Below are 18,422 nucleotides of genomic sequence, written 5' to 3'. Positions count from 1 at the left end.
ACGTTGAGGCTCCCGCAGCCGGGGTTACGCCACACCTCGACAATCTTCCCGCTCGGGTTTGTGCCCGCTCCAGACTCAAGAGCGAAGCCACGCTCAGTCCGTCCCCAGAACATGGACAGGTGCCCGGTAGATGCTTGCAGGGAGAAACGGAAGGGGGCGGAGATATTGATGTCGAGTGTCATGGTTCGTTCTTTCGTGGGTTGGTGATGAAAGACGCCACTCTGTCACATGATATGGGGCTGTATACAGTCGAATATTTGTGATATAAGCAATTAAATACAATGAGTTATGCGTAATCGTATTGTGGATACCATACCTTGAGTCTGGAGGGTGTCGAAGAAGCGGATGACCTTGAGCTGGAAGCTGGCGCTGATCCTCATAGCGTAGGCATACACCAGTTCCTTACAGACGAAGGAGCCCGGAGCGGCGCCTCCACGGATGGACTGAACGGGGTCAATCTCCGAAATTGGAGACTGCTTCAGCTCGGCCACAAGTGCCTTGGTTGAGTCGAGCGCAAAGAACTGAGCGGGGGCGTGGATAGCTGCCAGCTCCAGAGCGGACATCTGCGGGTTCTCTACCAGACTCGGCTGGCCGGTCACGAAGGAGCCCGTCTTGCGGATGCTCGGGAGGATTTCCTTGGTTACCCAGTCTTGGAAGGCGAGTGCTTGAGGTGTGCGGCTTCGGAGGACCAGTTTATACAGCCCTGACTCAGAGATGAGCGAGAGCTGGGCCACTTGCTTACCAAATAAGACCCCCATCGAATCGTTGGGGATGTCTGAGCGGCGCAGCGATACCTTCTCGCTATGATCAACACGGAAGAGGTGATGCGAGTATCCGCCTCCTCGGTGTTCCTTGAAGCCTAGCACCTCACAGACATCCGCAGTCACGAACCACGGGTTCCCCTCTAGGGTCACCACACGGATGCTGGAGGCTGCAAACCTCTACCCTTGTTTTGCAGCGATGAACCCGGAGACTGCTTATCTTTGATCTTGAGGAGCACGCTATGCAATGCCAACACGAACACTACTCCGCCGTGATTGAGCTACTTGGAGCATTGCAGCCCCGCCGTACTGTGCATAACGTATTGAACACAATCGCGGCTCGTAGCCCTGATCCCAAGTTGGTTGCTCTGGTGATGGCCCTTCAGCACCCTTTTCGCTATACCAGCACGAATCCGTTGCGCACGCCGTTGCAGGAGATGAACGCTTGCCGGGAACAGGCGCGGGTACTAAAACTGTATTGCTTGCGGATGCTGTAAAACCGGCACCCCTATATCGGATATAGGGTGGTCTGCCGCAAAGGTGCTATAGCTGGGCGTCCCGGATGTTGTGAACAAGTGCCCGGCTGATGCCATAAGTCCGGGCAACCTCACTCACAGTCGCACCCTTGCCTAGCGCCTCGGTAATCTCGCGGCGTTCCTTCTCGGTGGTCTTCGTTGGGCGTCCCAGTCGCTTACCTTCAGACTTGGCACGGGCCAGCCCCGCCTGTGTTCTCTCAATAATCAAGTCCCGCTCGAAGTCAGCCACGGCTGCCAGCATCTTGACCATGAGTTCCCCGGCGCTGCTGGTTAGATCAAGGTTGCCCAGTTGGAGGACCACTAGGCGCACCCCTCGGCCCTGAAAGAGCTTCACGGTCTGCTGAACATCAATGCTGTCCCGCCCCAGTCGGTCCAACTTGGTGACGACTACAGTATCCCCGGCCTCGATGCGATCAAGCAGGCGGGCAAAGCCGGGGCGCTGGTGGGCTGGGACACTGCCACTTACCTTCTCCTCAACGTAACGGCGCTCTTCAATCTGGTATCCAGCCTGAGCTATCTGCTCGCGCTGGTTCTCGGTAAGTTGCTCCACGGTTGATACGCGGGCATAGGCAAATACACGGCTCATGGCTGACTCCATTTGTCACAAAACGGTGTCAGGCTAACACGATGTGTCATTAACTGGCAAGGCTATATTTGTGACAGTCTCCCGAAAGGTGTCAGTAAATGGCCGTTTTATGGCAAGGGTACGGTGGCCTGTTCGGTTATGATTCCCTCATTACTTGGAGGTGCTAAATGTCCCGTGTCGCTTCTCTCGCAGTGCTTTCGTTGTTTCTGCTGGTTACTGCGTGTGCTCATACTCGAATGACTCCTGATGATCGAAAGGTGCTTCAGTCGCAGGAGGCCGAGTATCAAGGCTGCCTTGCGGGACAGCTTCGCTTGCTGATAGACGGTTCGGATGATGTGGGCCTCATAGTTCGCACGGCAATGGGTATGTGTGTCGCGCATCTCAGGCAGATTGGTGACAAGGCGCTGTCATTGGGCTACTCACAAGCATACGCAGATGGTTGGGTTAGAGGCGTCCGGCAGGAGACAGAGGCAACCTTCACGGCGTTTGCTTTAGAGCGAAAAGCTGCCCGAAAGAACGGTACGGATAGGCCCAGCTAGATGGACCTACCCACCGGGGGTAACTCACAGGGACGACGAAAGGGATGGACCCCTCGTAAATTTTCGCTGAACATTCTGAACTGCTACACTGAATACGTGTTGATAGTGCTTACACAGTACTGTTACACAGAGGCCGCAGTTCAGAGGTGCAAGGTATTGATTAGACAGATGAATTATTGACGCCTATCGAATTCAGTCGGGCGCACCAAGGATTCATGAAAAAGCCACCTTTTCGGTGGCTTTTTCGCTTTTCGTACGGAAATTTACTGGCCGCCCGAGCTACTTGGTTTCGTACGTCGACAGTGTCACGCCGGCATGGCTCAGCACTTCGCGGATGGTCTTGATGTCCGTCTTGCTGCACGTACTGCTGTTATGCGGGTGGTGCAGGAAGGCTTCGACCTTGTTCAGGGTGATCTTGAAGCGGGCGCCGTGCGAGGGTTCGACTTCGGCACCGAGGTGGTGGAGCAGCGATTCGATTTCGCGCCAGTGGATATTCGCCGAGGGCGGGTCCTGGAAGATGCTGCGCATCAGGTGGGCATGCTTGTGACTCATGATGAAGCTCCAAGCGTTGAGAACCCCAATATTCTATGCCTGTGGCACGCAGGCGTCAGGCAAAAATGAGCTTGAGCAGGGCCAGTGACAGCAAAGTGTACCCGGCAGCAACAAGATCGTCGGCCATGACGCCGAAGCCGTTCTTGACGTGCTCGTCGAAGTAGCGGGCCGGTTGCGGCTTGGTGATGTCGAAATAGCGGAACAGTGCGAAGGCGGCCAGTTGCCAGAAGAAGGTATCCGGCGTCATCAGCAGGACCAGCCAGAAGGGAACGATTTCGTCCCAGACGATGCTGCCGTGGTCAGGGTCGCCAATCGCCTTGCCGGTGACGTCGATGAACCAGATGCCGCCGAGGTAGGCCGCAGCCAACAGAAAGAGCAGCTGGAAGTCGCCGAAATAGCTGTGGAACAGGGCAAAGGTGATCCACGCGAACAGCGTGCCGAAGGTGCCGGGCGCCTTCGGGGCCAGCCCGCTGCCGCAGCCGAGCGCAAAAAAGTGCGCCGGGTGGGCGAGCAGGAAGGCGAGATTAGGCTTCTGTGCCAAAGTGGTCGTATCCCTTGTGGTCGAACTGGACCGGCTTGCCATCCGGGTCGAAGACGATCACGTCGCCGGCTTTGCCGGCGGTCATCTCGCCAATATTCCACAGCGGCAGTTCAAGCTGGGCAGCGATCTGGGCAATGGCGAGGCTTTGCGTCCCCGGCGCCGTAAAGCAGAGTTCGTAGTCATCGCCGCCGGCCAGTTGGCATTCGAGGGCGATACGCCGCAGGTCGGCGTCGTAGCTCTCGCCTTTGGGCAGATGCGGTAGCTGGACGAGCTTGACGGCCGCAGCACAGCCGGAGCGTTCGGCAATATGGCCGAGATCGGCCAGCAGTCCATCGGAAACGTCGATGGCGGCGCTGGCGATGCCGGTCAGCGCCAAGCCAAGGGCAACGCGCGGGCGTGGCTTTTCGAGGGCGCCGACGCATAGCCGTGGCCACGGTTCGGGGAGCTGGATCTTGCCTTGCAGGTGGGCGAGACCAAGGCTGGCCAGTCCGGGGCGGCCGGACACCCAGATCTGGTCGCCGACTTTGGCGCCATCACGGCGCAGCGCCTGGCCGGGTTCGACTTCGCCCATGGCGGTAATGCAGAGGTTGAGCGGCCCCTTGGTCGTGTCGCCACCAACGACATCGACGCCATATTCAGCGGCGCAGGCAAAGAAGCCTTCGGCGAATTTTGCGATCCATGGCTCATTGACGGTGGGCAAGGAGCCGGCCAGCGTCACCCAGCGCGGCTGGGCACCCATCGCGGCGAGGTCAGAGAGATTGACGGCCAGCGCTTTCCAGCCGAGATTCTTCGGGTCGGTGTCGGGCAGAAAATGGGTGCCGGCCACCAGCATGTCGGTGGTGACGGCGAGCTGCTTGCCCGGCGAGGGCTGGAGCAGGGCGCAGTCGTCACCGGGGCCGAGGACGGCCGATGGCGTCGGCCTGGCGAAATACTTGTCGATCAGTGCGAATTCGCCAGGCATGGGCTTACTTGCTCTTCTTGCGCGCCGCGACCTCGTCCGGACGCAGAATGGCAGCGACCTTGTCGAGTACGCCATTGACGTACTTGTGGCCATCGGTGCCGCCGAAAGACTTGGTCAGCTCGATGGCTTCGTTGATGATCACGCGGTAGGGCGTTTCGGCATGGTTGAGCATCTCGAAGCTGCCCAGCATCAGGATGCAGGCTTCGACCGGCGACAGTTCGGTGAACGGGCGGTCGATATGCACGGAGACCTGTTCGATCAGCTTTTCCTGCTGGGCCATGACGCCGCGCAACGTGCCGACGAAAAATTCGCGGTCCGCCTTGGCGAAGCCTTCCATTTCCGGTGCATAGGCTTCGATGGCGGCTTCGTCGGCACCGCCGACACGCCATTGGTAGAGCCCCTGCAGCACGAATTCGCGGGCCCGGCGACGAGCCGATTTCGGCGGTGCCTTGACGTCCTGGGGATGTTCGCTATCGCTGAGGAAGGTGGTCATTGGATGAGCGCTTTCTGAAGGTTGGCCATCTCGACGGCAGCCTGGGCGCAGTCGCTGCCCTTGGGTTGCATGCGGACTTCGGCCTGTTCATCGGTTTCGCAGGTCAGCACGCCGTTGGCGATGGGAATGCCGGTATCGAGCTGGACTTCCATGATGGCGCGGCAGGCGTCATTGGAAACCACTTCGAAATGGTAGGTGTCGCCACGGATGACGGCGCCCAGCGCCACCAGTGCGTCGAAACTGCCGCTCTGGGCCATGGTTTGCAGCACGAGCGGGATTTCCAGCGCGCCGGGCACGGTGGCGATGGTCATGTCGGCATCGGCCACGCCAAGGCGCTTCAGTTCGTTGATGCAGGCCGAGAGCAGGCCTTCGCAGACCGGCAGGTTGAAGCGGGCCATGACGACGCCGACCCGGAGGCCAGCCCCGCTGAGGTTGGTGTCGTATTCGTAAACGTTGTCAAACCGGGACATGGCTTATAGCTCCGCTGGTGAGGTGACGAAACCGGTGACTTCGAGGCCGAAGCCGGTCATGGAGGGCATCTTGCGCGGGCTGGAGAGCAGCCGCATTTTGGTGACGCCGACATCGCGCAGGATCTGGGCGCCGATGCCGTAGGTGCGCGGGTCCCACTTGGTCGGGGCGCTCGGGGCGGTGCCGGTGAGGCGGGCGAGCAGGGCTTCGCCATCTTCCGGGCGGTGCATCAGGACGATGACACCGTGGCCGAACTTGGTCAGCGCGGCTTGCGCCTGGTCGATCGAGAAGGCCTGGCGCTTGCTGGACGGGTCGATGAAGTCGAGTACCGACAGCGGCTCATGGACGCGGACGACGGTTTCGCCGTCGGCCGGAATTTCGCCCTTGACCATGGCCAGATGGGTGGCACCGCTGGCGCGGTCGACATAGGCGTGCAGCGTGAATTCGCCATGGACCGTCTGCACCGGCTTGCTGGTGACGCGCTCGACCAGGGTTTCCGAGGCCGCGCGGTAGTGGATCAGGTCGGCAATGGTGCCGATCTTCAGGCCGTGTTCCTTGGCGAATTCCATCAATTCCGGCAGGCGGGCCATCGTGCCGTCGTCGTTCATGATTTCGCAGATGACGGAGGAGGGCTCCAGACCAGCCATGCCGGCCAGGTCGCAGCCGGCTTCTGTGTGGCCGGCGCGGACCAGCACGCCGCCTTCGCGAGCGGTGATCGGGAAAACGTGGCCGGGCTGCACGATGTCGTCGGCGGTCGAAGCCTTGGCGACGGCTACCTGGATGGTGCGGGCGCGGTCAGCGGCGGAAATGCCGGTGGTGACACCTTCGGCGGCTTCGATCGAAACGGTGAAGGCAGTGCCGTACTGGGTCTTGTTGTTGCGCGCCATCTGGACGAGGCCAAGCTTCTTGCAGCGGGCTTCGGTCAGCGTCAGGCAGATCAGGCCGCGGCCGAACTTGGCCATGAAATTGATGGCTTCCGGCGTGATGTGCTCGGCGGCCATGACGAGGTCGCCCTCGTTTTCGCGGTCTTCTTCATCGACCAGGATGACCATGCGGCCGGCCTTGAGTTCGGTGACGATTTCGGCGGTGCTGGCTATGGCGGGATGGGGGGGCATTGGGGGTAATCCGGGAGCAGCAAAAGGGGTGCTATTTTCGCAGAAACAGGCAATTAGCACATGACTTTAGTAAGGCGCCGGCGATTCTGCGCCGAGCGGAGATCAAGGCAGATAGGCCTCGACCTGGATGCGCAGACGGACTTCATCGCCGATGAAAGGTTGCCCGTTGTTCATGCCGAATTCGGAGCGGCGCAGGCTGCCTGTCGCATCAGCACCGCAGCCGCGCTTGCGGTTGGCCAGGTTGAGCCCGCACTTGAAGCGGCTGATTTCCAGGCGCATCGAACGAATCTCGCCGAGCATGACCAGCGTGCCTTCGACTGCGCTCAGCCGGTCTTCGCTGAACACCAGTTTCTGGCTGCGAAACAGGATGTCCGGGAAGTCTTTGACGTTGAACCAGCCTTCGCCGCGCAGCACGTCGTCGCGCAGGTCGAAGCCGGTGTCGAGCGAGGCCGCATCGATGCGGATGTCGATGCGGCCAACTTTGCCTTCCGGGTCGAATTCGACGCTGCCACTGCTGCGGTTGAACTGGCCGCGCTGGGTCGAGAAGCCGAGGTGGTCGATTTCGAAGCTGGCGTAGGTGTGCGTCGGGTCGATGGCGTATTCGGCCGCTTGAGCCAGGGGTAGGCCGGCGGCGAAAAGCAGGGCAGGGAGGAGTCTCACGATCAGTCGGGGAAATGGCCAAAAATCACACGGCGATGCTGGTCTGACCGCGCTCTGGCCAAGCCGTTCCCGCGATTTCGCTGTAGCATCCTCGCCCATGCGTCATGCCCTCCTTTTCTCCGTTTTTGTCATCGCCTCCTGCGGGCTGGCTTACGAACTGATTGCCGGCGCCCTGTCGTCTTACCTGCTCGGCGATTCGGTCACGCAGTTCTCGACGGTGATCGGCACCTACCTGTTCGCCATGGGCGCCGGCTCATGGCTGTCGAAATACATCACGCGCGACTTGATCGGGCGCTTCATCCAGATCGAACTGATGGTCGGCTTGCTTGGCGGATTTTCGGCGATTGGCCTGTTCCTGGTTTTTACCTGGCTGTCGGGGCCGTTCAAGCTGGTGCTCTATCTGGCGGTGTTTGGCGTCGGCGTGCTGGTTGGCCTGGAGATCCCGCTGGTCATGCGCATCCTGAAGCGCGAGCTGGCCTTCAAGGATCTGGTGTCGCAAGTGCTCACTTTCGACTATCTCGGTGCGCTGGCGGTCTCCATCCTCTTTCCGCTGGTGCTGGCGCCGCAGCTTGGCATGGTCCGTACCGGCTTGCTGTTCGGGGTCCTCAACGTGGCGGTGGCCCTGTGGGCGCTGCACCTCTTTCGCGATCAGCTACCGGGTCGTCGCTGGCTGGCCGTGCAAAGCTGGAGCGTGTTCGGACTGCTGGCGATCGGGTTTGCCGGGGCCGGACAATTGACGACTTTTGCCGAAGCGCATCTTTACGCCGACGAAATCGTCCATGCCGAAACGACGCCTTATCAGCGCCTCGTTGTCACCCGCTGGCGCGACGACCTGCGACTGTTCATCAACAACAACTTGCAGTTCTCCTCGCATGACGAATACCGCTACCACGAGGCGCTGGTCCATCCCGGGCTGGCCAGCCTGCCGGGGGCGAAGCGCGTGCTGGTGCTCGGTGGCGGCGATGGGCTGGCGGTGCGCGAGATTCTCAAGTATCCGGGCGTCGAGTCGGTCACCCTGGTTGATCTCGACCCGGCAATGACCGATCTGTTTGCCTCAGCGCCGGCGCTGGTGGCGCTGAACGAGGGGGCGCTGAGCTCGGCGCGGGTCAAGGTGGTCAATGCCGATGCGCTGCAGTGGCTGGAGGAGAGCAAGGATTACTTCGATTTCATCGTTATCGATTTTCCCGATCCGGCCAATTTTGCGCTGGGCAAACTCTACACTTCGGCCTTCTATCGCCTGCTCGAAAAGCGCTTGTCGGCGCGCGGCCTGCTCGTCGTGCAATCGACCTCGCCGCTCTATGCCCGGCAATCCTACTGGTGCGTGGTGACGACGCTGGAAAGCGTCGGCTTCAAGACGGCGCCCTACCATGCGCTGGTGCCTTCCTTTGGCGAGTGGGGCTACATCATTGCCGGCCGGCAGGAATTTTCGATGCCGGCCATCGATCCGAAGAAAAACCGGTTTTTGACCAGCGAAACCCTGCCCGGGATGTTCAGTTTCCCTGCCGACATGGCACGGGTTCCGGCCGAGGTTAACCAGTTGAATAATCAGGTCTTGGTGCGCTACTTCGAGGCTGAGTGGCGCAAGGTCATCCGCTAGCAATCGCTCAGGGGTGCGCGGCCTGGTGCGCCTTCAGATAGGCGATGGTGTCCTCAAAAGGCATCGGCTTGCTGTACAGGTAACCTTGCAGCGTGTCGCAGCCGAGGCGGGCCAGAAAGGCACGCTGGGTCTCGGTTTCCACTCCTTCGGCGACGAGCTCCAGTCCCAGGCTGTGGCCGAGGGCGATGGTCGCCGTGCAGATGGCGGCATCGTTGGCATCGGTCTCGATGTCCTTGACGAAGGAGCGATCCAGCTTCAGGCGCTTGATCGGCAGGTGCTTCAGGTAGGCGAGCGAGGAGTAGCCGGTGCCGAAGTCGTCGATGGCCAGCATGATGCCCATTGCGGCCAGCTGATCGAGGATCGACAGGGTTGTTTCCGGATTCTGCATGGCCGTGCTTTCCGTGACTTCGAGTTCGATGTCTTCGGCTTGCAGGTCGTAGCAGGCCAGCGCGCCGCGAACGAGCAGCAGCAGGTTTTCGTGGCGCAGTTGCTGGGCGGAAATATTGATCGCGATGCGGACGCCTTCGATGCCCCGCTGCTTCATCTGGCGAATTTGTCGGCAGGTTTCCCAGATCACCCAGTCGCCAAGCGGCTGGATCAGGCCGGTTTCTTCGGCAATGGCGATGAAACGCATCGGCGAAACCGGCCCGAAGGTCGGGTTGTTCCAGCGCAACAGCGCTTCGAGGCCAAGCACCCGGCCAGTGGCCGTGTGCACCTGGGGTTGAAAGTGCAGGGAAAATTCGCTGTTGTCGGGTGAAATGGCCGAGATGGCCTGGCGCAGCTCATTTTCCATGTGCAGCCGTTCGCCGGCCGCCTCGTTCATGCGAGCCGTGTAGAACTGGTGGTTGTTGCGCCCGGCGTCTTTGGCGTGATACATCGCGGTATCGGCGTTGCGGAGCAGGGTGTTGGCATCGCTGCCATCAATCGGAAACAGGCTGATACCGATGCTGGGCGTGGCATACAGCACATGATCGGCGATCCGGTAGCTGTCGGCCATGTTGTGCTGCACCTTGTTGGCGACACGGGCGGCGGTCAGCGGGGATTCGATTTCCGGTAGCACGACGACGAATTCGTCACCGCCGATGCGGGCGACGAGGTCGCTGGAGCGCACGCTTTCGCGCAGGCGCAGGGCAACTTTCTGCAGCAGTTCATCGCCGACGTGATGGCCGAGCGTATCGTTGATGTTCTTGAAGTTGTCGAGGTCAATCAGCATCAGCGCCAGCTGGCGGTTGTCGCGTTCGCAGCCGCGCAGGGCCTGGGCCAGTTGGGATTCGAAGGCGAGCCGGTTGGGCAGGTTGGTCAGCGGATCGTGGTAGGCCAGATAGGCGAGCCGATCGGCGTATTCCTTGCTCGCTTCCATCTCGGAGAAATTGGCGACATAGTTTTCGATCTGGCCATCGGCATTCCGCAAGACAGCAATTTTCAGCCAGCGGGTATAACTCTCGCCAGTCTTGTGCTTGTCCCAGATCTCGCCTTCCCAGAAATCCCTGGTGGCTAGCGAGTCCCACATGTTCGCATAGAGTTCCGCCGTCGAATTTCCGGAGGCAAGAATCCGCGGATCCTTGCCCACCAGTTCGTCGTGCGAATAGCCGCTCAGCTGGCAAAAGGCGCCATTGGCTGCGACGATAATGTTGTCGCGGTCGGTAATGAGAATGGCGTCATGACTTTGCTCGTAGGCGCGCAACAATGCCGCTTTGGAAAGGGGTTTCCCTTCCTGGGCTGGAGGTATTGCTGCGGCGCCAACGGATGCTGTCATTCAGCCAATCTGTTAAATCGATGTCCTGATTCTAAACGCATGGATTAGACGTTAAACAGGAAATTCATGACGTCGCCGTCCTTGACGACATATTCCTTGCCTTCGGCTCGCATCTTGCCTGCTTCCTTGGCACCGGCTTCACCCTTGTAAGTGATGAAATCTTCAAAGGCGATGGTCTGGGCGCGGATGAAACCGCGTTCGAAGTCGGTGTGGATGACGCCGGCGGCCTGCGGGGCGGTATCGCCCTGGTGAATGGTCCACGCGCGTACTTCCTTGACGCCGGCCGTGAAGTAGGTCTGCAGGCCGAGCAGCTTGTAGCCGGCGTGGATCAGGCGATCGAGCCCCGGTTCTTCGAGACCGAGATCGGCCAGGAACATTTCCTTTTCTTCATCGTCCAGATCGGCGATTTCCGATTCGATCGAGGCGCACAGGGACACGACTTCGGCCTTCTCGGCGGCGGCATGGGTGCGTACGGCATCAAGCAGCGGGTTGTTGGTGAAGCCGTTTTCGGCAACGTTGGCGACGTAGAGCACCGGCTTGGCAGTGATCAGGCAGAAAGGTTTGATGCTGAGCCACTCTTCCTTCGACAGGTCGAGGGCGCGTACGGCCTTGGCCTGGTCAAGCTGGGCAAAACACTTTTCCAGTACCGCGACGAGGATCTTGGCTTCCTTGTCACCGGAACTGGCCGGGCGGCGGTAGCGGTTCAGGGCCTTTTCGACGGTCGCCATGTCGGCCAGCGCCAGTTCGGTATCGATGACCTCGATGTCGCGCAGCGGATCGACCCCGCCGGACACGTGCACCACGTTGTCGTCGGCAAAGCAGCGTACGACGTGCACCACGGCATCGGTTTCGCGGATGTTGGCCAGGAACTGGTTGCCCAGGCCTTCGCCCTTGGAGGCGCCGGCGACCAGGCCGGCGATATCGACGAATTCAACGATGGCCGGCTGCATTTTCTGCGGCTTGACGATCTCGGCCAGGGCCTTCATGCGCTTGTCCGGCACTTCGACGATGCCGACGTTCGGCTCGATGGTGCAGAACGGGTAGTTGGCCGCTTCGATACCGGCCTTGGTCAGGGCGTTGAAGAGGGTGGATTTGCCGACGTTGGGCAGGCCGACGATGCCGCATTTGAGAGACATGATGTATTTCCTATGGGGTTGCCAACTAAACGGCTTTGCCGTGCAACTGTTGTTGAGCGCCGGCAAAGTCTCCGGCGGCGAGTTTGGGCCAGGCCAGCAGGCAGCGGGCGAGGGCGTGTTCAATATCCGGCAGCTCTTCCTTGCGCGGCTGGTGCAGCACGAAATCGACGACCTGCTGCGCCAGATTCAGGGTGCGTGGGTGGCCGATGCCGAGGCGCAGGCGCCAGAAGTCCGGTGTGCCGAGCTTGGCCTGGATATCCTTCAAGCCATTGTGGCCGCCGTTGCCGCCGCCCTGCTTGAGGCGGATGCCGCCGGGCGGCAGGTCGAGTTCGTCATGGATGACGAGAATCTCGGCGGCAGGAATCTTGTAGAAATTGGCCAGCGCCGCGACCGCCTGGCCGGAACGGTTCATGAAGGTGGTCGGCTCAAGCAGCCAGGTTTCGCCGGCGCGCGCCGCCTTGCCGAAGAACTTTGCCTGCGGGGCAAGGCTGATCTTCAGCTTGTCGGCCAGCTGGTCGACGAACCAGAACCCGACGTTGTGCCGGGTGGCTTCGTATTCGGGGCCGGGGTTGCCGAGGCCGACGATCAGGCGAGGTGCGTTCATGGGCTATAAGTGCGAAAAAGCCGCCGGCGGCATGATGCCTGCGGCGGCTATTACTGCGGGTGGCCGGAGATTACTCGGCAGCAGCTTCGCCTGCTGCAGCTTCTTCGGAAGAGCCGCCCTTGCCGACGATACCGACGACAACGGAGTCATCAGCGGTGTGGTGCACGATCTTGACACCCTTCGGCAGCTTGAGCTGGGACAGGTGAATGCTGTCGCCAACCTTCAGGGCAGACAGGTCGACTTCGATGAACTCGGGCAGATCGCCGGCCAGACACTGGACGTCGATTTCGGTCATCACGTGGTTGACCAGGCCGCCGTTGAGCTTGACGCCCGGGGCAATTTCTTCGTTGATGAAGTGGAGCGGCACCTTGACGTGCAATTCGTGCGTGGAGTCAACGCGCTGGAAGTCGACGTGCAGGACGAGCGGCTTGTAGGCGTGCACTTGGGTGTCGCGCAGCAGAACCTGTTCCTTCTTGCCATCAACGATGAGGTTGATGATGGAAGAATGGAAGGCTTCCTTCTTCAGCTTGAGCAGCAGATCGTTGTGGTCGACTTCGATCGATTGCGGGGCAGCTTCGCCACCGTAAACGATACCCGGTACTTTGGCAGCGTGACGCAGGCGGCGGCTCGCACCCGTTCCCTGCAGCGTACGCGCTTGCGCGTTAAGTTCGAATTGCATGGTGATACTCCAATGTTTTTCCCGGTCCGCGACCAGAACGGGAAGGGTTGTAAAACAGTTATTAGTCGGTAGATGTCAGTCATTAGCAAAAACCGCTAACAACTAACGACCACCTACTCGCGACTAGTCAATAAACAGCGACGAGACGGAGTCGTCGTTGCTGATGCGGCGTATGGTTTCGGCCATGATTTCGGCCACGGAAAGCTGGCGGATGCGTGGTGAGGCGGCAGCATCGTCACGCAGCGGAATGGTGTCGGTCACAACCAGGGCATCGAGGTCCGATGAATTGACGCGCTCGATCGCCGGGCCGGACAGCACCGGGTGGGTACAGTAGGCAACGACCTTCTTGGCGCCATTGGCCTTCAATGCCGTGGCGGCCTTGCACAACGTGCCGGCGGTGTCGACCATGTCGTCCATGATGATGCAGGTGCGGCCGTCGACTTCACCGATAATGTTCATCACTTCGGAAACATTGGCCTTGGGGCGACGTTTGTCGATGATCGCCAGGTCGCATTCGAGGCGCTTGGCCAGCGAGCGGGCGCGCACGACGCCGCCGTGGTCCGGAGAAACGACCAGGGGGTTCTCGTAATGCTGTTTCTTGATGTCTTCGAGCAGTATGGGCAGGGCGTAGATGTTATCGACCGGAATGTCGAAGAAGCCCTGAATCTGTTCGGCGTGGAGGTCCATGGTCAGCACACGGTCGACGCCGGAGGCGACGAGCATGTTGGCGACCAGCTTGGCGGCGATAGGCACGCGCGAGGAACGCGAGCGGCGATCCTGGCGGGCGTAACCGAAATACGGGATGGCGGCAGTGATACGGCCAGCCGAGGCGCGTTTCAGCGAATCGACGATAACCAGCAGTTCCATCAGGTTGTCGTTGCAGGGGGCGCAGGTGGATTGCAGCACGAAGATATCGCGACCGCGGACGTGTTCCTGCAATTCGACGCTGACTTCACCGTCGGAGAAGCGTCCGACATTGGCGCGACCGAGGTCGACATTGAGCTGTTTTGCGACATCGGCAGCCAGTTTTGGGTTGGCGTTGCCGGTGAAGACCATCAAGCTGTTGTAAGCCATTTCCACGTTCCTCCGGACTTTAAGCATATTCGCCTGTATTTGCCCGACACAATGAAAATCGGGCAGGCTTGTGACCTGCCCGAAGGAAATTTTGGCTGGGGAAGAAGGATTCGAACCTTCGAATGCCGGAATCAAAATCCGGTGCCTTGACCAACTTGGCGACTCCCCAGCGGGTTGCTCGAACGGGTTCGCGTCCGAGCGAGGCGCGAATATTACAGCACTCGTCGGAAGAAATCCAGTCCTTTATCGAATTTTTGCGAGCGGGTGTTCGGCCAGACCGTCAGCGATCCATCCATTCATGCCAGCGGGGCATTGCGCCAGGATGGCAGCCGCGTCGCGGCGGGTCTTGAAGCCGGCGAAGACGCAGGCGCCGGAACCGGTCATCATCGCCTGTGGGGCATATTGCTTCAGCCAGGCGAGGTGTTCGGCGACGGCCGGGAACTTGGCGCAGGCCACCGGTTCAAGGTCGTTGTGGCCCTGTCCGTGTTGCCAGTCGGTGGGTTGGATCGGTGCTGTGTCGCGCTTCAGTTCCGGGGCGCCGAATATGGCCGCGGTCGGGACGTGAACGGCGGGGTGCAAAATCAGATAGGTTTCTGCCGGCAACTCGACATCGGTAAAGGCTTCGCCAACGCCTTCGGCAAAGGTGTTGCGGCCATGAATAAATACCGGCACATCGGCGCCGAGGCTGAGGCCGAGTTTTTCCAGCGCAGAGCGACTCAGCCCGGTCTGCCAGAGATGGTTGAGCGCGAGCAGTACGGTGGCGGCATCGGAAGAGCCGCCGCCCAGCCCGCCACCCATCGGCAACTGCTTGTCGAGATGGATGGTGGCGCCTTGCCGGCAAGCGGCGGCCTGCTGCAACAGTCGGGCAGCGCGAACGGTGAGGTCGGTGTCGGGCGGGACACCGGGAATAGGCGTGGCGAGAACGATCTGGCCGTCACTGCGTGGCTCGAAGCGGAGTGTGTCGGCACGGTCGATGAAGCGGAAGACGGTTTGCAGCAGATGGTAGCCATCCTCACGCCGGCCGACGGCGTGCAGGAACAGGTTGAGTTTGGCCGGTGCCGGCCAGTTGCTGTCCCAGTTCCAGTCGCTCACGGCCTTTCTTTCCACTCTTCGATGCGCAATTTCAGTTCGATTTCGCCGTTGCGTGAAATGTTCAGTCGGCTCGGCAAGGCCGAGGATGCTTCGTCATCGTAGGCGTAGTCGACCTGCCAGCCGTCTTCAATCAGTCTTCCGGGGCGGCCGGCCGGGTCTGGCGAAATTTGCGCCGTGCCGCCAGAGCGTCCGAGCAGCCAGGCGGGCATGCGGGTAACTGGCAGGCGCTGGCCGGTGACTTCCTCGATCAGGGCATCGGGGTCGGTGGATTCACGCTGCTTGCCTTCGGCGGTGCGTAGCTGGGACAGTTCCGGCGTGGTTTCGATTTCTGCCAGGCCATAGCCGAGCGGGCTGGACAGCAGGACGCGGTCGCTGCGATTCTGGTGGGTCCAGGTCAGGCGGCCGCCGGAGTTTTGCGGTGCCTGGCCGGGCATCGTCACGCGCAGGGCGAAACGGCCTTCCAGCGAAAAATCGCGAATCTTGTCGCGGTGCAGCAGCAGGGCGGGCGGCCTGCTGGCACAACCGGCCAGCAGGCTCGCCGCGAGCAGCAGTGAAAAGCAGCGGCTCAAGGTAGGTATTTCTTGACGGCGCCAGCGAGGACTTCGTTATCCGGGTTGGCCTTGGCGGCTTCTTTCAGAATACGGCGCGCTTCGTCCTTGCGATCCAGCGTCCACAGGATTTCGCCGAGGTGGGCGGCAATTTCCGGGTCGGCCTTGATCTTGTAGGCGCGTTCAAGCGTTTGCAGGGCTTCGGCGAGCTTGCCCTGGCGGTAGAGTACCCAGCCCATGCTGTCCATGATGAAAGGATCTTCCGGTGCCAGGCTGAGGGCCTTGGCGATCAGGTCATGGGCTTCCGGCAAGCGAACGTTGCGTTCAGCCCAGGAGTAGCCCAGTGCGTTCAGGGCGTGGGCATGGTCCGGCTTGATCGCCAGCAGGTGCTTGATGTGGGTTTCAAGGAGCTCGGGCTTGCCGATGCGCTCTGCCGTCAACCCGGCTTCGTAGAGCAGTTCCGGATTGTCAGGCTGTGTGCTCAGGGCGCTGTCGAGCACGATGTAGGCGTCGTTGTGGCGCCCGGCTTCGCGCAGCAATTGGGATTCGGCGAGAGTTAGCTGGGTGCGTTCGGCCACTGTGCCGCCGCGGGTGTTGTGCAGCAGTTCACGGGCTTCTTCGCTTTTTCCCTGTTGCAGGAGTATCTGGGCGGCGCGCGAGCGGGCGGCGATGTATTGTTCGCCACCGGTAACCTGGCGGAAATGTTCGAGCGCCATTTCCGGTTTCTTCTGTTCCTGGTCGAGTTGGCCGAGGAAGAAGTGGATGGTGCTCTTGTCCGGAAAGTCAGTGCTCAGCAGATGTTCGAGCTGCTTGCGGCCGGTGGTCGTGTCGCCTTGCTGCAAGGCGAGCATGGCGACCGGGTAGATGACTTCGGGGCTGTCCGGGTTGTCCTTGATCAGGCGGTCGAAGTGCTGGCGCGCCTCGCTGTAGCGTTTTTCGGCGATCAGCAGGCGGGCCAGGGTCAGGCGGGCGTCGCGGGCAGCGGCATTGTTGCTGACAAATTCCGAGAGGCTGTCGATGGCCGTCTTGCCGGATTGGCGGGCTTGCAGCTGGGCGCGGGCCAGGGCGGCCATTTCCCAGTCCGGGCGAAGTTGCAGGGCCTTTTCGGTTTCGTTCAGGGCGCGCAGGTTATCGTTGGCGTTCGACGCGGCCTGAGCCATCGCAAAATGGGCTTCCGGCAGGCTGTCGTAGGGCGCTGCAATGCGATCGATCAGGGCTTGCGCGGCTTTCTTGTCGCTGACCCGGGTGAGCATGCGGTTCATGTGTAGCAGGTTGCTGCCCAGATTGGCCTTGTCCTGTTCGAGTAGCGCGGTCAGTTGCGGTGCCAGGTCTTCAAGCCGGTTGGTCATCACCAGCAGGGAAGATTGCGTTTGCTTGGCTTGTGTCGAATTGGGCTCAACCTCGATCCACAGCTTGGAGAGTTCAAGCGCCCGGTCGTATTGGCGGGCGAAGCCGGCAACTTCAGTCGCCCGGGCAATCACCTTGGGATCGCGGGTGCGCTGGGCGAGATCGGTCCAGGCATCGGAGCCGAGTTTGGCATCGCCGCGCTGCAGTGCAAACTCGCCGACCAGCGCCTGAAAGACCGTACGGGCCAGCAAGTCCTCGGAGGAGGCTGCGCGGGCGGCGAGGCGTTTGGCGATCGGCTTGGCGGGCGGTTCGTCGGCGGCCAGGCCGTATCCGCCATGGGTGAGACCCAGGGCGAGGGAGAGGGCGGCGACGATGAACTTCGATGGCATGGACGGCTTTCGGTCTAGGTTTGCGTGAAGCTGACTGATTGGAGCGCATAGAATCCAATAAGTTTGCGATGTTATTTGGGATTTGTCGGAGGAACAAGCAATGCCGGAATTGCCGGAAGTGGAAGTCTGTCGCCAAGGCCTGGCGCCGGAGCTTGAGGGGCAGGTCATCCAGGGGGTGTTTATTCGTGCGCCCAAGCTGCGCCACGAGATTCCTCCAGAGCTGTCAACTTTGCTGCCGGGCTGTCGGGTGATCGCCGTTCGCCGGCGCGGCAAGTATTTGCTGCTCGATTGCGAGAGGCGCGGCGTGCAGGGCACGCTGATCATTCATCTTGGTATGTCGGGCAATCTGCGCTTCGTGCCCTTCGATCTGCCGCCGGCCAAGCATGACCATTTCGAACTGGTGCTGGCTGATCAGATCCTGCGCTTTGCCGATCCGCGCCGCTTTGGCGTCGTGCTCTGGCAGCCGGGGTCGCCGGAGGCCGCCGAGCAACATCCCTTGCTCGCCACGCAAGGCATTGAACCCTTGTCGGATACTTTCACCGCAGACTGGTTGCATGAGGCGATAGCCCGGCGCAGCGGACCGATCAAGCCGACCTTGATGGACAGCCACATGGTGGTCGGCATCGGTAACATCTATGCCTCGGAAAGCCTGTTTCGCGCCGGCATTTCGCCGTTGCGGGCGGCCAACCGGATCAGCCGGGCGCGCTATGAAATCCTGGTGCCGGCTATTCGCGAAACCCTGTCGGATGCCATCGCCGCTGGTGGCAGCAGTATTCGTGACTATGTGCATAGCGACGGTGGTGCCGGTTGTTTCCAGATTCAGGCCGGCGTCTATGATCGCGCCAATCAGCCTTGCCTGCGTTGTGGCGGGGTGGTCAGGCAGATTCGCCAGGCCGGGCGAAGTACCTACTACTGCCCTGCCTGTCAGCATTAAATACTATCTGCAAGCCCCTGTTTTTATGCTAAATTGAAGCTTCAGATAGCACCC

Annotated in this window: 19 protein-coding genes and 1 tRNA gene; 2 read left to right on the top strand and 18 right to left on the bottom strand. The window is 60.8% G+C overall.

The window, feature by feature from the left end; genetic code table 11:
* Positions 1-272 precede the first annotated feature (272 nt).
* From KI617_RS17855 to KI617_RS17815, 9 genes are all read right to left on the bottom strand, one after another.
* A complete protein-coding gene (locus KI617_RS17855) occupies positions 273-887 on the bottom strand; it encodes a BRO family protein (RefSeq protein ID WP_404826743.1) in 615 nt (204 codons plus the stop codon).
* A 417-nt stretch (positions 888-1,304) separates the two neighbouring features.
* Positions 1,305-1,883 carry a recombinase family protein gene (locus KI617_RS17850; RefSeq protein ID WP_226448596.1) on the bottom strand — a complete coding sequence of 193 codons (579 nt, stop codon included), beginning with the start codon at positions 1,881-1,883 and terminating at the stop codon, positions 1,305-1,307.
* 818 nt (positions 1,884-2,701) lie between these two features.
* Positions 2,702-2,974 carry a type II toxin-antitoxin system HicA family toxin gene (locus tag KI617_RS17845; protein WP_226448594.1) on the bottom strand — a complete coding sequence of 91 codons (273 nt, stop codon included), beginning with the start codon at positions 2,972-2,974 and terminating at the stop codon, positions 2,702-2,704.
* A 55-nt stretch (positions 2,975-3,029) separates the two neighbouring features.
* Positions 3,030-3,515 (bottom strand): phosphatidylglycerophosphatase A family protein, encoded by a 486-nt coding sequence (locus KI617_RS17840; RefSeq protein WP_226448593.1) that lies wholly within the window; start codon positions 3,513-3,515, stop codon positions 3,030-3,032.
* The gene (thiL, locus tag KI617_RS17835; protein WP_226448591.1) at positions 3,499-4,476 is read right to left on the bottom strand and encodes a thiamine-phosphate kinase; all 978 of its coding nucleotides are present in this window, start codon (positions 4,474-4,476) and stop codon (positions 3,499-3,501) included. The genes KI617_RS17840 and thiL overlap by 17 nt, the downstream gene beginning before the upstream one ends.
* Before the next feature lie 4 nt (positions 4,477-4,480).
* Entirely contained in the window at positions 4,481-4,969 is a 489-nt protein-coding gene (gene nusB, locus KI617_RS17830; RefSeq protein WP_226448589.1) for a transcription antitermination factor NusB, read from the bottom strand.
* Positions 4,966-5,439: a 6,7-dimethyl-8-ribityllumazine synthase gene (ribH, locus tag KI617_RS17825; protein WP_226448587.1), complete on the bottom strand. Its 474-nt coding sequence runs from the start codon at positions 5,437-5,439 to the stop codon at positions 4,966-4,968. The genes nusB and ribH overlap by 4 nt, the downstream gene beginning before the upstream one ends.
* 3 nt (positions 5,440-5,442) lie before the next feature.
* The gene (ribBA, locus tag KI617_RS17820) at positions 5,443-6,552 is read right to left on the bottom strand and encodes a bifunctional 3,4-dihydroxy-2-butanone-4-phosphate synthase/GTP cyclohydrolase II (RefSeq protein ID WP_226448585.1); all 1,110 of its coding nucleotides are present in this window, start codon (positions 6,550-6,552) and stop codon (positions 5,443-5,445) included.
* A 102-nt stretch (positions 6,553-6,654) separates the two neighbouring features.
* Positions 6,655-7,212, bottom strand: a complete 558-nt coding sequence (locus KI617_RS17815) for a YceI family protein (protein WP_226448583.1) — start codon at positions 7,210-7,212, stop codon at positions 6,655-6,657.
* A 97-nt stretch (positions 7,213-7,309) separates the two neighbouring features.
* On the opposite strand from KI617_RS17815, the gene KI617_RS17810 reads away from it, so the two are divergent.
* The gene (locus tag KI617_RS17810; RefSeq protein ID WP_226448581.1) at positions 7,310-8,809 is read left to right on the top strand and encodes a polyamine aminopropyltransferase; all 1,500 of its coding nucleotides are present in this window, start codon (positions 7,310-7,312) and stop codon (positions 8,807-8,809) included.
* A gap of 7 nt (positions 8,810-8,816) precedes the next feature.
* On the opposite strand, the gene KI617_RS17805 is transcribed toward KI617_RS17810, so the two are convergent.
* The 9 genes from KI617_RS17805 to KI617_RS17765 form a co-directional block, all read right to left on the bottom strand.
* Positions 8,817-10,565: a putative bifunctional diguanylate cyclase/phosphodiesterase gene (locus KI617_RS17805; protein ID WP_226448579.1), complete on the bottom strand. Its 1,749-nt coding sequence runs from the start codon at positions 10,563-10,565 to the stop codon at positions 8,817-8,819.
* Between the two features lie 44 nt (positions 10,566-10,609).
* Positions 10,610-11,701 carry a redox-regulated ATPase YchF gene (gene ychF, locus KI617_RS17800; protein WP_226448577.1) on the bottom strand — a complete coding sequence of 364 codons (1,092 nt, stop codon included), beginning with the start codon at positions 11,699-11,701 and terminating at the stop codon, positions 10,610-10,612.
* A 25-nt stretch (positions 11,702-11,726) separates the two neighbouring features.
* A complete protein-coding gene (pth, locus tag KI617_RS17795; protein ID WP_226448575.1) occupies positions 11,727-12,305 on the bottom strand; it encodes an aminoacyl-tRNA hydrolase in 579 nt (192 codons plus the stop codon).
* A gap of 70 nt (positions 12,306-12,375) precedes the next feature.
* Positions 12,376-12,984, bottom strand: coding sequence for a 50S ribosomal protein L25/general stress protein Ctc (locus KI617_RS17790; RefSeq protein ID WP_226448573.1), 609 nt, complete (start codon positions 12,982-12,984; stop codon positions 12,376-12,378).
* Positions 12,985-13,107: 123 nt separating this feature from the next.
* Positions 13,108-14,058, bottom strand: a complete 951-nt coding sequence (locus tag KI617_RS17785; protein ID WP_226448571.1) for a ribose-phosphate pyrophosphokinase — start codon at positions 14,056-14,058, stop codon at positions 13,108-13,110.
* Positions 14,059-14,150: 92 nt separating this feature from the next.
* Positions 14,151-14,227, bottom strand: a tRNA-Gln gene (locus KI617_RS17780).
* Between the two features lie 74 nt (positions 14,228-14,301).
* On the bottom strand, positions 14,302-15,150 hold the full coding sequence (gene ispE, locus KI617_RS17775) for a 4-(cytidine 5'-diphospho)-2-C-methyl-D-erythritol kinase (RefSeq protein ID WP_226448569.1): 849 nt from the start codon (positions 15,148-15,150) through the stop codon (positions 14,302-14,304).
* Positions 15,147-15,719: a lipoprotein insertase outer membrane protein LolB gene (gene lolB, locus KI617_RS17770; RefSeq protein WP_226448568.1), complete on the bottom strand. Its 573-nt coding sequence runs from the start codon at positions 15,717-15,719 to the stop codon at positions 15,147-15,149. The genes ispE and lolB overlap by 4 nt, the downstream gene beginning before the upstream one ends.
* Complete coding sequence (locus tag KI617_RS17765) at positions 15,716-17,434, bottom strand: tetratricopeptide repeat protein (protein WP_226448566.1); 1,719 nt, start codon at positions 17,432-17,434, stop codon at positions 15,716-15,718. Before KI617_RS17765 ends, lolB begins: the two co-directional genes overlap by 4 nt.
* Positions 17,435-17,534: 100 nt before the next feature.
* Between KI617_RS17765 and mutM the strand changes: the two genes are divergently transcribed.
* Positions 17,535-18,368 (top strand): bifunctional DNA-formamidopyrimidine glycosylase/DNA-(apurinic or apyrimidinic site) lyase, encoded by an 834-nt coding sequence (gene mutM, locus KI617_RS17760; RefSeq protein ID WP_226448564.1) that lies wholly within the window; start codon positions 17,535-17,537, stop codon positions 18,366-18,368.
* Positions 18,369-18,422: the final 54 nt, after the last annotated feature.

The sequence above is a fragment of the Ferribacterium limneticum genome (genome assembly GCF_020510625.1).
GTDB lineage: Bacteria > Pseudomonadota > Gammaproteobacteria > Burkholderiales > Rhodocyclaceae > Azonexus > Azonexus limneticus_A.
The sequence above is the reverse complement of the archived record's forward strand: the minus strand, read 5'-3'. Positions and strand labels throughout refer to the sequence as shown.

Bases quoted from the DNA above. Each gene is read 5' to 3' on its own strand.
- KI617_RS17805 (WP_226448579.1), bottom strand. From the start codon at position 10,565: ATGACAGCATCCGTTGGCGCCGCAGCAATACCTCCAGCCCAGGAAGGG.
- KI617_RS17785 (WP_226448571.1), bottom strand. From the start codon at position 14,058: ATGGCTTACAACAGCTTGATGGTCTTCACCGGCAACGCCAACCCAAAA.
- nusB (WP_226448589.1), bottom strand. From the start codon at position 4,969: ATGACCACCTTCCTCAGCGATAGCGAACATCCCCAGGACGTCAAGGCA.
- KI617_RS17845 (WP_226448594.1), bottom strand. From the start codon at position 2,974: ATGAGTCACAAGCATGCCCACCTGATGCGCAGCATCTTCCAGGACCCG.
- ychF (WP_226448577.1), bottom strand. From the start codon at position 11,701: ATGTCTCTCAAATGCGGCATCGTCGGCCTGCCCAACGTCGGCAAATCC.
- ribBA (WP_226448585.1), bottom strand. From the start codon at position 6,552: ATGCCCCCCCATCCCGCCATAGCCAGCACCGCCGAAATCGTCACCGAA.
- KI617_RS17790 (WP_226448573.1), bottom strand. From the start codon at position 12,984: ATGCAATTCGAACTTAACGCGCAAGCGCGTACGCTGCAGGGAACGGGT.
- KI617_RS17850 (WP_226448596.1), bottom strand. From the start codon at position 1,883: ATGAGCCGTGTATTTGCCTATGCCCGCGTATCAACCGTGGAGCAACTT.
- KI617_RS17765 (WP_226448566.1), bottom strand. From the start codon at position 17,434: ATGCCATCGAAGTTCATCGTCGCCGCCCTCTCCCTCGCCCTGGGTCTC.
- thiL (WP_226448591.1), bottom strand. From the start codon at position 4,476: ATGCCTGGCGAATTCGCACTGATCGACAAGTATTTCGCCAGGCCGACG.
- KI617_RS17810 (WP_226448581.1), top strand. From the start codon at position 7,310: ATGCGTCATGCCCTCCTTTTCTCCGTTTTTGTCATCGCCTCCTGCGGG.
- mutM (WP_226448564.1), top strand. From the start codon at position 17,535: ATGCCGGAATTGCCGGAAGTGGAAGTCTGTCGCCAAGGCCTGGCGCCG.
- ribH (WP_226448587.1), bottom strand. From the start codon at position 5,439: ATGTCCCGGTTTGACAACGTTTACGAATACGACACCAACCTCAGCGGG.
- pth (WP_226448575.1), bottom strand. From the start codon at position 12,305: ATGAACGCACCTCGCCTGATCGTCGGCCTCGGCAACCCCGGCCCCGAA.